Source organism: Streptomyces sp. NPDC051219 (genome assembly GCF_040682335.1).
Taxonomy (GTDB): Bacteria; Actinomycetota; Actinomycetes; order Streptomycetales; family Streptomycetaceae; genus Streptomyces.
In genome coordinates, this window is record NZ_JBFBAS010000041.1 from 1 (window position 1) to 13,573 (window position 13,573).

Below are 13,573 nucleotides of genomic sequence, written 5' to 3' on the forward strand. Positions count from 1 at the left end.
ACGCCCGGTTACATTCCGAACCCGGAAGCTAAGCCTTTCAGCGCCGATGGTACTGCAGGGGGGACCCTGTGGGAGAGTAGGACGCCGCCGAACAAATTTTGAAAAAGCCGCTGTCCCCCAGTCATTTGACTCGGGGACAGCGGCTTTTTTGCGTTCGGCAGCATTTCAAAGGGGCAGTGCCGCCGACACTGCCCCTTTTTTTATCAGAGGCGGCCGGCTGCTTTCAGGGCGAGATAGGCGTCCGCCACTGCCGGGGCGATGTCTTCGGGGACGGCGTCGACGACGGTGACGCCGTGGTGGATGAGCTGCTGGGCCGTCCGTCGGCGCTGTTCCTGCGTGCGGGCGCCGGCAGCGGCTTCGTACACCGCGTCCACCGTGCCGCGGGCCTTAGTCATCTCCTCGATGTGCGGGTCCGCCACCGAGGCCACGAGCAGTGAATGGCGCTGGGAGAGCTGCGGGAGCACCGGCAGCAGGCCTTCCTCGATGGGAGCGGCGTCGAGGCTGGTCAGCAACACGACGAGAGAGCGGCGTGGTGCGATGTTCAGGATCGTGGAGGCCATGCCGCGGGCGTCTGTTTCGACGAGTTCCGGTTCGAGCGGAGCCATGGCGGTGACCAGGGCCGGCAGGACATCACCGGCGGAACGGCCTTGGACCAGGGCGCGCGTACGCCGGTCGTAGGCGAGGAGGTCGACGCGGTCACCGGCCCGGGAGGCCAGCGCCGCCAGGAGGAGTGCCGCGTCCATCGCCGCGTCGAGACGGGGGGCGTCACCCACTCGGCCCGCCGACGTTCGGCCGGTGTCGAGGACGATGAGGATGTGCCGGTCCCGTTCCGGGCGCCACGTGCGCACGGCGACTGTGGTCTGCCGGGCCGTCGCGCGCCAGTCGATGGAGCGCGTGTCGTCACCGGGAACGTAGTCCCGCAGGCTGTCGAACTCGGTGCCTTCGCCGCGGGTCAGCACGCTGGTACGGCCGTCCAGCTCCCGCAGCCGGGCGAGCTTCGAGGGCAGGTGCTTGCGGCTGGTGAACGGCGGCAGGACGCGGACGGTCCAGGGAATCCGGTGGCTGCCCTGACGGGCCAGCAGCCCCAGAGGTCCGTACGAGCGGACGGTGATGCGCTCGGCACGGCGGTCACCCCGGCGGGTGGGACGCAGCTGCGTCGTGACTCGGCGCCGTTCCCCTGGTGGGACGTTCAGTCGGTGCCGGGACGCCTTTGCCTCGGTCCCTGGTAGCCAGCTGCTCGGCGGCCAGGCGTCACGGAGATGGGCGCGCAGAGTGCGGCGCGAGGTGTTGGAGACCGTGAGATGGACCTCGGCGGGTTCGCCGAGGCGCACCGAGGTCTCGCCGGACCGCGCGAGCTCAAGACTGCGTACCGGCGCCGCCAGGGCGAAGTCGCAGGCACAGGCCAGGGCCAGGGGCGCGTTGACCGCGAGAATTCCCGTCCAGCTCGGCTCAAGGAACCCGACGGGGAGGGTGCCGAGGGCCGCCAGCAGGACGGCGCGTCCGGTGAGGGCCATCAGCGCGGGACGGGGGTGTGGGCGAGGATCGCCGTGATCACGGAGTCCGCGGTGACGCCCTCCATCTCGGCCTCGGGACGGAGCTGGACGCGGTGGCGGAGCGTGGGAAGTGCGAGGGCTTTGACGTCGTCGGGGATGACGTAGTCGCGGCCGGTGAGCCACGCCCAGGCGCGGGCGGTGGAGAGCAGGGCGGTGGCTCCACGCGGGGACACGCCGAGGGTGAGCGAGGGGGATTCGCGGGTCGCGCGGCAGATGTCGACGACGTACCCGGTGATCTCGGGGGACACGGCGGTCTTGGCCACGGCCGCTCGGGCGGCCTCGAGGTCGGCCGGCCCTGCGACCGGGCGTACTCCGGCTGCCTGCAGATCGCGCGGGTTGAAGCCCTCGGCGTGCCGGTTCAGTACGTTGATCTCGTCCTCGCGGGTGGGGAGCGGGACGGTGAGCTTGAGGAGGAAGCGGTCCAGCTGGGCTTCCGGAAGCGGGTAGGTGCCCTCGTACTCGACCGGATTCTGGGTGGCCGCGACCAGGAAGGGTTCGGGGAGCATACGGGGCGTGCCGTCCACGGTGACCTGGCGCTCTTCCATCGCTTCGAGGAGCGAGGACTGCGTCTTCGGGGGCGTGCGGTTGATCTCGTCCGCGAGGAGGAGGTTGGTGAAGACCGGGCCGGGCTGGAACGAGAACTCGGCGCTGCGGGCGTCGTAGACGAGTGAGCCGGTGATGTCGCTCGGCATCAGGTCCGGTGTGAACTGCACGCGCTTGGTGTCGAGCTCGAGGGAGGCGGCGAGGGCGCGGACGAGCAGGGTTTTCGCGACGCCGGGGACTCCCTCCAGGAGGACGTGTCCCCGGCACAGGAGCGCGACGACGAGACCGGTGACGGCTGGGTCCTGGCCGACCACGGCCTTCCCGATCTCGGTGCGCAGAGCCTCCAGGGAGGAGCGGGCAACATCCGCACTGTCCGCAAGGTCACTGGTCCGGGCGCTCATGAAGTGCGTACCTCTCTTTCGAGGGCGTCGAGTTGGTCGGTGAGGGTGATGAGAGCGGTGTCATCGGCGGGGGCGGGGCCGAAGAGGAGGGTGCTGAGGTCCCGGCTCGGGTCGGGTACCCGGGCGGAGACCGCGGGCAGCAGCGCTTCGGGGGCGTGGGCTCGCGTGGGCGGTACGCCGAGGACGAGCGCCAGGCGGTTGCGGGTGGCCGCCCGCAGGACCTCGGCGGCGCGGTCGCGGGCGCCGGCCTTGCGGTAGAGGCGGGCGCGGCCTTCGGTGGACTCGGAGGCCCGGATGGCGACGGGGAGGCGCTCGGTGACCAGAGGTCCCAGTCGGCGCGCTCGCCACAGCGCGGCGAGTACCGCTGCGAAGGTGAGCTGGAGCAGCCCCCAGAGCCAGCCGGAGGGGATCAGGTCGAGGAAGCTGCGGTCGGCGCCGCTGCCGTCGCCGGTTCCGGTGGCCGAGGGGTCGGCGAGCGAGGGCATGTACCAGACAAGCTCGGCGCGGGAGCCGAGGAGTTGCAGGGCGAGTGAGGCGTTGCCCTGGTCGTCGAGCCGGTGGTTGAGGAGGCTCTCGGGGGAGCCGAGGACGACCGTGTCGCCGCTGTTGCCAGCCGTGAGCCGGAGCAGGGTCGGCCTGCCCGCACTGGGGTAGCAGGCGTCGGCCGCGTTGTCGGCCGTGTAACGCAGGCCGCCGGTTTCCGCCTTGCCGGCGCGGGTGGCGGCGGGCAGGGCGCAGTCGGGTTCGAGGGCGGAGCCGGTGGCGGGGCCCTCGGCGCGTACGCCGGGTGCGAGGACGCCGAGCGAGGGCGGGCCGGGCTCGATCAGGACGGTGCGGCCTCCGGAGGTCTCGGTGGCGGCGCGCAGCGTCTCCTGCTGATGGGTGGTGAGCCGGTCGGGGGTGGTCACTAGGAGCGTCGTGTCCGGTCCGGCGGCGGCCACCGCCTCGTCGGTGGTGGTGACGACGCGGGTGGTGACGCCGCGGTCCGCGAGGAGTTCGGCCACGGCGCGGCTGCCGTAGCGGTCGGCGGACCGGGGGTCGAGGGCCCCGTGCTTGTTGCTGAAGTCGACGGCGGCGAGAACGATTCCGGCGAGGAGCAGTACGGCCAGTCCGGCCAGCAGTCCGCGCGAACGGGTCCATATCTGACGCGGCGTCGGGGAAATCGATGTGGAGGGTGTGGTGGTGGCCTCGGTCATTGGACGGCTCCCCGGTCCGCGCCGCTGAGTACCGGCTTGGTGCGCTCCAGCGCGAGATCGAGGTCGCGCAGGCGGAGGTACGCCCCCTCGTCGGCGGCCCGGCCTCCGTAGGTGACGTCGTCGAACGTCCGGGCGGCGGCGCGGAGCCCGTCGGCATGACCGGGCAGCTGGGTCGCCGCTTCGGCGGCCGCCTCGTCGGCGGTACGGCCGGGGCGTGGTTCGAGGACGGTGCGTTCTTCCAGAGAACGGACGACGGCCCGCATGCGTTCCTGGACGGCCTCGGTCCACCGGTGGGCCAGGGCGTGGGTCTCGGCCGCCTTGCGGTGCTCCGCCGCGCTGCGCGGCCGGTCGTCGAAGAGGCCGCCTTCGGGGGCCGGGGTGCGCTGAGGGGTGCCCAGCCGCCACCACAGGGCGACGACGAGGAGGAGGACGACCAGCACGATCACGACGAGGCCGAGCGCGCCCCCGGGGGTCGCCCCGGAGGCTGCGCCGAACAGTTCGTCGACCCACTCCCAGAAACGGGTGAGGGCGCGCTGGAAGAGCCCCGGGTCGTTCTCGTGGTACATCGGCTTGGACAGCTCCCGCTCCGCCGCCTCGCGGGCTGGGAGGCGTGGCTCCGTCACCGGCGGTTCTTCTCCGCCGGGCAGCAGTGTGGCCATGGCCGTGATGACACCCCCCGTCGCACTCACCGCATCAGCTCCCGGCGGAGGTGCCGGGCGGGGGCGTGTTTGCGTAACCCTGGAGGCCGGCGGCGCGGGCAAGTTCCAGGTCGAGGGCCTCGCGGCGGATGCGCTGGTCCATGTACAGCAGGGCGGTGACGCCCGCGCTGATGGGGAACGTGATGGTGAGGGCGACCACCGAGCCGATACCGCTGATGATGAGGAACGTCCAGGTGAGCTCGCCGGTGCCGTCGACGAAGGCCTCCATTCCGCCGCCGCCGAAGACGAGTCCGAGGACGAAGAACGGGACGACGATGATCGCGTTCACGATGCCGGTCAGGATGCCTGCGAGCAGCCAGATGCCGAAGGTGCGCCACCAGGATCCGCGGACCAGCTTCGCGGAGCGCCTCATGGATGCCAGTACGCCCTGCTTCTCCAGCATCAGCGCGGGGGAGGCGAGGACGTAGCGGACCCACAGCCATACGGCGACGGGAAGGGCGACCAGGAGGCCCAGCAGGCCGAGTTCCCAGGAGCGGGCCAGGATGCCGGGCAGCAGGCCGATGGCGAAGACGGCGACCATCATGACCACGAGGAGCACGGTCAGGCCCGCGAGGCGCAGCAGCCGGGGCCGGGACTCGCGCCAGGCCTCGCCGATGGTGACGGACCTGCCGAGTACCGCGCGGCTGACGACCATGGTGAGCATCGCGGTGGCGAGCACCGTCCCCACCAGGGCGATCAGCTGGGCAATGACATCGCTTGCCGCACTGTTGCCGAGGTCGTTGAGCGCTTCGGCGGTGTCGGACGAGGTGGTGGTGCCCGCGGCGTTCAGCTCGTCCAGTGCGAAGCCCTGGACGAGGACGACCGCGAGCTGGGTGATCAGGGCGACGCCGAGGGAGATGCCGAGCACCGTGCGCCAGTGGGCGCGCATGGTGGACACTGCTCCGTCGAGGATCTCGCCGACGCCGAGCGGGCGGAGGGGGATGACGCCGGGCTTGGCCGCGGGTGGCGGGCCGCCCCAGCCACCGCCCTGGTACGGGCCGCCCCAGCCGCTGTGGCCGCCCGGGTTCTGGCCTCCCCAGCCGGGTGCGGGCTCCTGTGGCGCGGGGCCGGCACCAGGGGTGCCGGGCGCGGACCACTGGCCGGCCGGGGGCTGCTGCTCGGACCACTTCGAGGGCTGATCGGGCTGATCGGGCCGACCGGGCTGGTCCACGGGCTCGGCGGGGCGGGGCACACCCGGCTCCTGTCCGTCCGCGCGGGCGGATCCGGGCGAGGCCCAGCCCGGAGAGTCGTTCATCGTCGCTCCTTCACGGTGCCGGTCCGCGGGCGCGGCGGCAGTGTGGCAGCCATCGTGCCATGAGGCGACCCACCGCGGACCGGCCGCTGTATCTCCTTGTCCTTCGCACCTTCAATTGTCGGTGCTTCACCATGCAGACTGGGCAAATGGCTGATCAGTACGCGCGATCCCCCGTGGGCGGAGACCCTCCTTCCCTTTCTGTGCTGCGTTGGGAGGAGCCGCCCGAAGGGCCGGTGCTGGTGCTCCTCGACCAGACTCGGCTGCCAGTCGACGAAGTAGAGCTGGTGTGTACGGACGTACCCGCGCTGGTGGAGGCGATCCAGTCGCTCTCCGTACGTGGGGCCCCTCTGTTGGGCGTCGCCGGGGCGTACGGCGTCGCGCTCGCCGCGGCGCGCGGCTACGACGTCGAGGAGGCGGTCGGGCTGCTGGAGCAGTCCCGGCCCACCGCGGTGAACCTCGGGAACGGGGTGCGGCGGGCGGCGGGGGCGTACCGGTCGGCGGTCAAGGGCGGTGCCGGGCCGGAGCAGGCGGCGGCGAGCGTGCTCGCGGCGGCCCGGGCGCTGCACCGGGAGGACGCCGAGGGCAGTGCGCGGATGGCAGGACACGGTCTGGCGCTGCTGGACGAGCTGCTGCCGGCCGGCGGGCACCGGATACTGACCCACTGCAACACCGGGGCGCTGGTGTCGGGCGGCGAGGGCACCGCGTTCGCGGTGGCGCTCGCGGCGCACCGGGATGGGCGGCTGCGGCGGCTGTGGGTCGACGAGACGCGTCCGTTGCTGCAGGGGGCGCGTCTGACGGCGTACGAGGCGGCACGGCACGAGATGGCGTACACCTTGCTCACGGACAGCGCGGCGGGTTCGCTGTTCGCCGCAGGGGAGGTGGACGCGGTACTCATAGGGGCGGACCGGATCGCCGCGGACGGTTCTGTCGCGAACAAGGTCGGCAGCTATCCGCTCGCCGTGCTGGCGGGCTATCACCATGTGCCGTTCATAGTCGTGGCGCCCACCACGACGGTGGACCTGGACACCATGGACGGGGCGTCCATCGAGATCGAGCAGCGCCCGGGGCAGGAAGTGACGGAGTTCACCGCTCCGCATATTCCGGCGGCCGGGACGGAGGCAGGAGGCGGGGTGCCGGTGGCACCCCTGGGAACGCAGGTGTACAACCCTGCCTTTGATGTGACGCCTCCGGAACTGGTGACGGCGATCGTCACCGAGGAGGGTGTTCTTTCTCCTGTGACAGGTGCGGGGCTCGCCGAGCTGTGTGCCAGGTCACGCCAGGTAACGATTAGCTAATGGGATGATGTCGTTTATGAAAGGACGTGTCCTTGTCGTCGACGACGACACCGCGCTGGCCGAGATGCTCGGCATTGTGCTGCGTGGAGAAGGTTTCGAGCCGTCGTTCGTAGCGGACGGTGACAAGGCCCTGGCCGCATTCCGGGAGGCGAAACCGGACCTGGTGCTGCTGGATCTCATGCTGCCCGGACGGGATGGCATCGAGGTCTGCCGGCTGATCAGGGCGGAATCCGGTGTGCCGATCGTGATGCTCACGGCGAAGAGCGACACCGTCGATGTGGTGGTCGGGCTGGAGTCCGGGGCCGACGACTACATCGTCAAGCCGTTCAAGCCGAAGGAGCTGGTCGCCCGTATCCGGGCGAGGCTGCGGCGGTCCGAGGAGCCGGCGCCCGAGCAGCTGGCGATCGGCGATCTGGTCATCGACGTGGCCGGTCACTCGGTGAAGCGGGACGGGCAGTCGATCGCCCTGACCCCGCTCGAGTTCGATCTGCTGGTCGCCCTCGCCCGTAAGCCGTGGCAGGTCTTCACCCGTGAGGTGCTGCTCGAACAGGTGTGGGGTTACCGGCACGCCGCGGACACGCGGCTGGTCAATGTGCACGTCCAGCGGCTGCGCTCGAAGGTCGAGAAGGACCCTGAGCGGCCCGAGATCGTGGTGACGGTGCGTGGCGTGGGCTACAAGGCGGGGCCGAGCTGACGTGGCCTCTGGCGGCGCTGCTCCGGTGCCCGGGGAGCCGGGAGTGAACGGGGGGCGGCCTGCCGGCCGCGTGGACAGGAGTTCTTTGTACAAGCGTGTACTGCGGGGAGGCCGGCTGCTCCAGGACGGAGCGGCCGGCGGCCCTGTGCTGCGTCTCTTCGCGCGCTGGGTGCGCAGGCCGCTGCTGCCGGCCGTGCGGTTGTGGCGGCGGAACATTCAGCTCCGGGTGGTCGCCGGCACCCTGCTGATGTCGCTGGGCGTGGTGCTCCTGCTCGGATTCGTCGTCATCGGGCAGGTCAGCAACGGCCTGCTCGACGCCAAGGAGGAGGCGGCGCAGAGCCAGGCCGCCGGCGGCTTCGCGGCTGCCCAGGAGAAGGCGAACACGCCGGGCCCCGGTGACGACCAGGAGGGCGGCGCCGGGGACGCCAAGGCGGCCCGCAGTGCCACCTGGATGTCCAACCTGGTGGTGGAGCTCGCCAGCGGTGGCCAGAACGCCTTCAACGTCGTGGCGCTCGGGTCCGAGTCGGAGGACAGGACCACCGGTATCCGGGGCCTTCGCGCATCCGGCAACGTGGATCCGGTCGCCAGCGTGCCGGAGGAGCTGCGGACCGCCGTCGACAGCGGGACGGGCCCGTACCAGACCTTTACGAAGATCGAGTACGTGGTGCCGACCGAGGCGGAGCCGGCGCTGATCGTCGGCAAACGGCTCAGCGACATCAACGGAGAGCCGTACCAGCTCTACTACCTCTTCCCGCTGACGCAGGAGGAGGAGTCGCTCACCCTGGTCAAGGGCACCCTCGCCACGGCCGGGCTCTTCGTCGTCGTGCTGCTCGGAGCCATCGCGTGGCTCGTGGTGCGGCAAGTCGTCACGCCCGTACGGATGGCGGCCGGCATCGCCGAGCGGCTGTCCGCCGGGCGTCTGCAGGAGCGGATGAAGGTCACCGGCGAGGACGACATCGCCCGGCTCGGTGAGGCCTTCAACAAGATGGCGCAGAACCTCCAGCACAAGATCCAGCAGCTGGAGGACCTGTCCCGGATGCAGCGCCGTTTCGTCTCGGACGTCTCGCACGAGCTGCGTACCCCACTGACGACGGTACGCATGGCCGCCGATGTCATCCATGACGCCCGCCAGGACTTCGACCCGGTGACCGCGCGGTCCGCCGAGCTGCTCGCCGGGCAGCTGGACCGGTTCGAGTCGCTGCTGTCCGACCTATTGGAGATCAGCCGGTTCGACGCGGGGGCGGCGGCCCTGGAGGCCGAGCCGATCGACCTGCGCGAAGTCGTGAGGCGGGTGATCGACGGTGCCGAGCCGCTCGCCGAGCACAAGGGCAGCCGGATCCTGGTGACGGGGGACAAGCAGCCCGTCATAGCCGAGGCCGACGCCCGGCGTGTGGAGCGGGTGCTGCGCAACCTCGTGGTCAACGCCGTGGAGCACGGCGAGGGCCGGGACGTGGTGGTACGCCTCGCGTCCGCCGGCGGCGCTGTGGCGGTCGCGGTGCGCGACTACGGTGTGGGACTCAAGCCCGGTGAGGCGACCCGGGTGTTCAACCGTTTCTGGCGGGCGGACCCGGCGCGCGCCCGTACCACCGGTGGTACGGGGCTCGGGCTCTCGATCGCCGTCGAGGACGCCCGGCTGCACGGCGGTTGGCTCCAGGCCTGGGGCGAGCCCGGTGGCGGCTCGCAGTTCCGGCTGACCCTGCCGCGTACGGCGGACGAGCCGCTGAGGGGCTCACCCATACCCCTGGAACCCGAGGATTCACGGCGCGGACGAGGGCGGGCCGAGGCGGCGGCGAAGGCGGCCACGGCGGCGCGGCCCGCAGGGCTGCGGGCCGGCGCACATGGCGGCACACATGCCGGGGCACAGCCGGGGACACAGACGGTGCCCGGTCGGCTCGGCACCGTGCCGATGCAGCCGGGCAGCGAACGCTCCGCGGCGGCAGGCTCGTCGCGGGGGCCGATCCCGCCGCGTACCGCGCCACCCTCGGCGGATCCGACGGCCCTGCCGGGCAGTGGTGCCCGGGTCGTGGCGCGCGGGCCGGGCACCCGGCGGGACGCCGAAGCGGTACCGGGCGCGGACGCGCACATACCTGACGGGGAGGACATCGCTCGTGGACGCTGACCGGCGCCGGCTCTTCCGGAGGCGTCCCTGGCAGACGCCCGCCCTGCTCGGCTGCAGCGGCCTGCTGCTCGCCGGCTGCGCCTCCATGCCCGACAGCGGGGAGGTGCGGCCCGTCCAGGCGTCCCAGGGTGCCGATTCCCAGGTGCGGGTCTTCGGGGTGCCGCCCCGGGACGGCGCGCAGCCGGCGCAGATCGTCGACGGCTTCATGGAGGCCATGGCCAGCGACGATCCGCAGCTCGGCACCGCGCGGAAGTACCTGACGAAGCGGGCGTCGAAGGCGTGGAAGCCGGGCTCGGGCGTGACCGTGCTCGCAGCCGCACCGGGCAGGCAGCCCGAGCGCAGCATCGACAAGGAGGCGGTCGGGGCCCGCTTCAAACTGACCGGCAAGAAGGTCGCCGGGGTGGACGAGCGGCGTGCCTATCAGCCGCAGGCCGTCACGGGCGACTACGTGGAGCATCTGCAGCTCGTCAAGGACGGCAAGGAGTGGCGGATCGACAGTCTGCCCGACGGTCTGGTTCTCGCCGAGTCCGACTTCCAGCGCATCTACCAGCCCGTCAACAAGTACTACTTCGCGGCCGATCAGCTCGTCGCCGACCCCGTCTACGTACGTCAGCGCCAGGATCCCGAGTCGCGGATGGACCCGATGACGCAGACGGTCAAGGCGCTTCTGGACGGGCCGACCAAGTGGCTGGCCCCGGTGGTCGCTTCGAGTTTCCCCACGGGTGCGGGGCTCAAGGAGGGCACCACGAGCCTGACGTACGACGGTCAGAATGTGCTGAAGGTGCCGCTGAACGACGAGGCCTCGAACGTCGCCCAGACCCAGTGCACGAGAATGGCGACCCAACTGCTGTTCACCATGGCCGATCTGACGTCCTCGCGGGTCAAGCGGGTGGAGCTGCTGCGCTCCGACAACTCGCCGCTGTGCGACGTCGACGAGGCGCTCGCGGAGGTGACGGCGCATCAGGGTTCCAGGATGGCCGATCACCAGTACTTCGTCGACAGCGAGCACCGGCTCGTACGGATGCAGGCGCGCCGCGACAGCGAGTCGGAGCCCGATCCCGCCGAGCCGGTGGCGGGTCCGCTGACCAGTGCGGGCGTCCGGCTCAGCACGGTCGCGGTGGCTCATGACGAGAAGCGGGCGGCGGCGGTCTCGACGGACCGGCGTTCGCTGTACGTCGCCTCGCTCACCACCGACGGGCCGCTGGGCAAGCCGGTGCTGATCAGTGCTGCCCGGCAGCTGTCCGCGCCGAGCTGGGACGGCCGCGGTGATCTGTGGGTGGCCGACCGCGACCCGGCGAATCCGGTGCTGTGGCGGATCCCCGGCGGAAAGGGACAGCCGCAGGCAGTCGACGTGGCGGGGCTCGGGGACGGCCGCGTCGAAGCGGTCCGGGTGTCGGCGGACGGCGTACGGATCGCGCTCCTGGTGGCGTCCGAGGACGGACGCAAGACCCTGCAGACCGGCCGGGTGGAGCGGCCGCGTGGTAAAGCGGCCTCCGAGGCCGAGGCCGTGTCGGTGCGCGAGCTGCGGCCGGCGGCCCCCCGGATGGCTGAAGTGACCGCTATGTCGTGGGCGAGCCGGGGCCGGCTGCTCGTAGTGGGCCGCGAGTCGGGCGGGCTGCTCCAGGTGCGTTACATGTACGCGGACGGTTCGGCCACACCGGCCGGGAACCTGCCCGGAGCCACGGGTGTGACGGCGATCGCCGCTTCGGAGGACGAGCGACTGCCGGTCGTGGCGCACTCCGACGTGGACGGGATCGTCTGGCTGCCGCCGGGGGCCCAGTGGAAGACCGTGGTGGAGGACGGGGCGGCGCCCGTCTATCCCGGGTAGGCGTCCCGTTCCCCTCCCCGTAGGGCGGGGGGCGAGGCTTGTGCCTCGCTGCCGTTTCCGGTGCCCCCGGCAGTTGTCCACAGGGGTGGCCGTCCGGCATGCGCACCGGAAGAATGGAGGGCATGCGGGGGTGGTGGCGGGAGATCGCCGGTCTGGTGCTGCCGGTCGACTGCGGTGGCTGCGGCCTCCCTCGTACGGCTCTTTGCGACGACTGCCGGGGCGCCCTGTGCGGCGCGCCGCCACGACGGGTCCGGCCGGTGCCGGAGCCCGCCGGGCTGCCCGTGGTGCATGCGGCGGCGCCGTACGAGGACGCCGTCCGGGCTGTACTGCTCGCGCACAAGGAGCGCGGGGCCCTCGGGCTCGCCGGGGTGCTGGGCCAGGCCCTGGCCGGTGCGGTACGAGCCGGGCTGCCGCTCTCGTGTGCCGACGTGCTCGTACTGGTCCCCGTGCCTTCCTCCCGCAAGGCGCTCCGGGCCCGCGGGCATGACCCGGCCCGCCGGATCGCCCTCGCCGCGTCGGCCGAACTGCGGCGGACCGGGACGCCGGCGCGGGTGGCCGCGGTGCTCCGGCAGCGCAGGGTGGTGGCCGACCAGTCGGGGCTGGGTGCCCGGCAGCGGCTGGCGAATCTGCGAGGTGCCCTGGAGGTCGGGGAGGGGCGCGGGAGGCTGCTGGAGGGCGGCCGGGTGGTGCTGGTGGACGATCTGATGACCACGGGCGCCTCGCTGGCCGAGGCGGCACGGGCGCTCGATGCGGCGGGGCGGGCCCCAGTGGCGGAAGGGGCCGGAGACACACCAGGGGCTGAGGAAACGGGATTTCCGTTATTCGCACACACGAGCGCAGCAGTCGTCGCGGCCCCTTCGCTCTCCTTCGGAATAAACCGGAACTGACAAGGATCTTGCTTCGTTCACCGAGGTGGGAGGGAAAGTACCCCCGATCGGAGGTACGCCCCAGTAGCGGGTGCCGACAACCGTCCGAGCGAGCTATGTTCGGTTGTGAGGAATGGCGAAATCGGTGGGGTGGAAGTCTTGCCGACGGGGGAGGAGGAGGTGAAAGTCGCCAAGTCCGAGACTCCGGTGAACACCGGAGTCTGGTGCAAGTGGGAGACGCTCCGCCGCTGTAGCGGAGCTATCCGGGAACGGAGTTCTGCGTGGACATCGTCGTCAAGGGCCGCAAGACCGAGGTGCCTGAGCGGTTCCGCAAGCACGTGGCCGAGAAGCTGAAGCTGGACAAGATCCAGAAGCTCGACGGCAAGGTGATCAGCCTCGACGTCGAGGTGTCCAAGGAGCACAACCCGCGGCAGGCAGACCGTTCCGACCGTGTGGAGATCACTCTCCACTCCCGAGGGCCGGTCATCCGGGCCGAGGCAGCGGCGGGCGACCCGTACGCGGCGCTGGACCTGGCCACAGGAAAGCTCGAGGCACGGCTCCGCAAGCAGCACGACAAGCGCCACACCCGGCGCGGCCACGGCCGGATCTCCGCCGCCGAGGTCGCCGACCACGTCCCGGGCGCGGCGCACCTCAACGGAAGCGGCGCACTCGCCCCCGAGGAGGAGTCGTCAGGCGTCCCCACCACGAGGATCGGCTCGCTCGAAGTGCAGGGCGAAGGACCCCTGGTGGTCCGGGAGAAGACCCATGTGGCCGCTCCGATGTCGCTCGACCAGGCGCTCTACGAGATGGAGCTGGTCGGGCACGACTTCTATCTGTTTGTCGACTCCGAGACCAAGGAACCGAGTGTCGTCTACCGGCGGCACGCATACGACTACGGCGTCATCCACCTGACCACCGACCCGCTCGCCGCGGAAGCACCCCGTGGCGCGGGAGGTGCGCTCGGCGGCTGACCGGCGGTTGAACGGTCGCGGCAGCCGCGACGTACAGCATGGTGGCGGTGCCCCTGGAGCGCCTGTGCGTCCCCCAGGGGCATCACCGTGCGACCACTGGAGCACCGCGGCGACGTCCCGGCATGGAATCATGACGTGACTAGCCAACCGGCGC

Annotated in this window: 11 protein-coding genes and 1 rRNA gene; 7 read left to right on the plus strand and 5 right to left on the minus strand. The window is 71.4% G+C overall.

Features of this window, described 5'->3' with window-relative positions; genetic code table 11:
* Positions 1–93: ribosomal RNA gene (rrf, locus tag AB0M62_RS30050) — 5S ribosomal RNA — on the plus strand; the annotation flags it as partial.
* 110 nt (positions 94–203) lie between these two features.
* Here the strand turns inward: rrf and AB0M62_RS30055 are convergent.
* From AB0M62_RS30055 to AB0M62_RS30075, 5 genes are read right to left on the minus strand one after another with little or no spacing between them, the layout of a single operon-like run.
* Positions 204–1,514 (minus strand): DUF58 domain-containing protein, encoded by a 1,311-nt coding sequence (locus tag AB0M62_RS30055; RefSeq protein WP_366077477.1) that lies wholly within the window; start codon positions 1,512–1,514, stop codon positions 204–206.
* Positions 1,514–2,497 carry a MoxR family ATPase gene (locus tag AB0M62_RS30060; RefSeq protein WP_366077478.1) on the minus strand — a complete coding sequence of 328 codons (984 nt, stop codon included), beginning with the start codon at positions 2,495–2,497 and terminating at the stop codon, positions 1,514–1,516. Before AB0M62_RS30060 ends, AB0M62_RS30055 begins: the two co-directional genes overlap by 1 nt.
* Positions 2,494–3,693 carry a DUF4350 domain-containing protein gene (locus AB0M62_RS30065; RefSeq protein ID WP_366077479.1) on the minus strand — a complete coding sequence of 400 codons (1,200 nt, stop codon included), beginning with the start codon at positions 3,691–3,693 and terminating at the stop codon, positions 2,494–2,496. The genes AB0M62_RS30060 and AB0M62_RS30065 overlap by 4 nt, the downstream gene beginning before the upstream one ends.
* The gene (locus tag AB0M62_RS30070) at positions 3,690–4,352 is read right to left on the minus strand and encodes a DUF4129 domain-containing protein (protein ID WP_366077510.1); all 663 of its coding nucleotides are present in this window, start codon (positions 4,350–4,352) and stop codon (positions 3,690–3,692) included. The genes AB0M62_RS30065 and AB0M62_RS30070 overlap by 4 nt, the downstream gene beginning before the upstream one ends.
* 34 nt (positions 4,353–4,386) lie before the next feature.
* Positions 4,387–5,646, minus strand: coding sequence for a glycerophosphoryl diester phosphodiesterase membrane domain-containing protein (locus tag AB0M62_RS30075; RefSeq protein WP_366077480.1), 1,260 nt, complete (start codon positions 5,644–5,646; stop codon positions 4,387–4,389).
* Between the two features lie 146 nt (positions 5,647–5,792).
* On the opposite strand from AB0M62_RS30075, the gene mtnA reads away from it, so the two are divergent.
* The 6 genes from mtnA to raiA all read left to right on the plus strand — a co-directional run bounded on the left by mtnA (position 5,793) and on the right by raiA (position 13,419).
* Positions 5,793–6,941, plus strand: coding sequence for an S-methyl-5-thioribose-1-phosphate isomerase (mtnA, locus tag AB0M62_RS30080; RefSeq protein WP_366077481.1), 1,149 nt, complete (start codon positions 5,793–5,795; stop codon positions 6,939–6,941).
* Positions 6,942–6,945: 4 nt separating this feature from the next.
* Positions 6,946–7,635, plus strand: coding sequence for a two-component system response regulator MtrA (gene mtrA / locus AB0M62_RS30085; protein ID WP_187283109.1), 690 nt, complete (start codon positions 6,946–6,948; stop codon positions 7,633–7,635).
* Between the two features lies 1 nt (position 7,636).
* Positions 7,637–9,754 carry an MtrAB system histidine kinase MtrB gene (mtrB, locus tag AB0M62_RS30090; RefSeq protein ID WP_366077482.1) on the plus strand — a complete coding sequence of 706 codons (2,118 nt, stop codon included), beginning with the start codon at positions 7,637–7,639 and terminating at the stop codon, positions 9,752–9,754.
* Positions 9,744–11,582, plus strand: coding sequence for an LpqB family beta-propeller domain-containing protein (locus AB0M62_RS30095; protein WP_366077483.1), 1,839 nt, complete (start codon positions 9,744–9,746; stop codon positions 11,580–11,582). The genes mtrB and AB0M62_RS30095 overlap by 11 nt, the downstream gene beginning before the upstream one ends.
* A gap of 122 nt (positions 11,583–11,704) precedes the next feature.
* On the plus strand, positions 11,705–12,469 hold the full coding sequence (locus AB0M62_RS30100; protein WP_366077511.1) for a ComF family protein: 765 nt from the start codon (positions 11,705–11,707) through the stop codon (positions 12,467–12,469).
* A gap of 260 nt (positions 12,470–12,729) precedes the next feature.
* On the plus strand, positions 12,730–13,419 hold the full coding sequence (gene raiA / locus AB0M62_RS30105; protein ID WP_366077485.1) for a ribosome-associated translation inhibitor RaiA: 690 nt from the start codon (positions 12,730–12,732) through the stop codon (positions 13,417–13,419).
* Positions 13,420–13,573 lie beyond the last annotated feature (154 nt).

What these genes read in the sequence shown, in the direction of transcription:
- AB0M62_RS30070 (WP_366077510.1), bottom strand. Translation starts at nt 4,352, where the DNA reads ATGGCCACACTGCTGCCCGGCGGAGAAGAACCGCCGGTGACGGAGCCA.
- AB0M62_RS30060 (WP_366077478.1), bottom strand. Translation starts at nt 2,497, where the DNA reads ATGAGCGCCCGGACCAGTGACCTTGCGGACAGTGCGGATGTTGCCCGC.
- mtnA (WP_366077481.1), top strand. Translation starts at nt 5,793, where the DNA reads ATGGCTGATCAGTACGCGCGATCCCCCGTGGGCGGAGACCCTCCTTCC.
- AB0M62_RS30065 (WP_366077479.1), bottom strand. Translation starts at nt 3,693, where the DNA reads ATGACCGAGGCCACCACCACACCCTCCACATCGATTTCCCCGACGCCG.
- AB0M62_RS30100 (WP_366077511.1), top strand. Translation starts at nt 11,705, where the DNA reads ATGCGGGGGTGGTGGCGGGAGATCGCCGGTCTGGTGCTGCCGGTCGAC.
- AB0M62_RS30055 (WP_366077477.1), bottom strand. Translation starts at nt 1,514, where the DNA reads ATGGCCCTCACCGGACGCGCCGTCCTGCTGGCGGCCCTCGGCACCCTC.
- mtrA (WP_187283109.1), top strand. Translation starts at nt 6,946, where the DNA reads ATGATGTCGTTTATGAAAGGACGTGTCCTTGTCGTCGACGACGACACC.
- AB0M62_RS30075 (WP_366077480.1), bottom strand. Translation starts at nt 5,646, where the DNA reads ATGAACGACTCTCCGGGCTGGGCCTCGCCCGGATCCGCCCGCGCGGAC.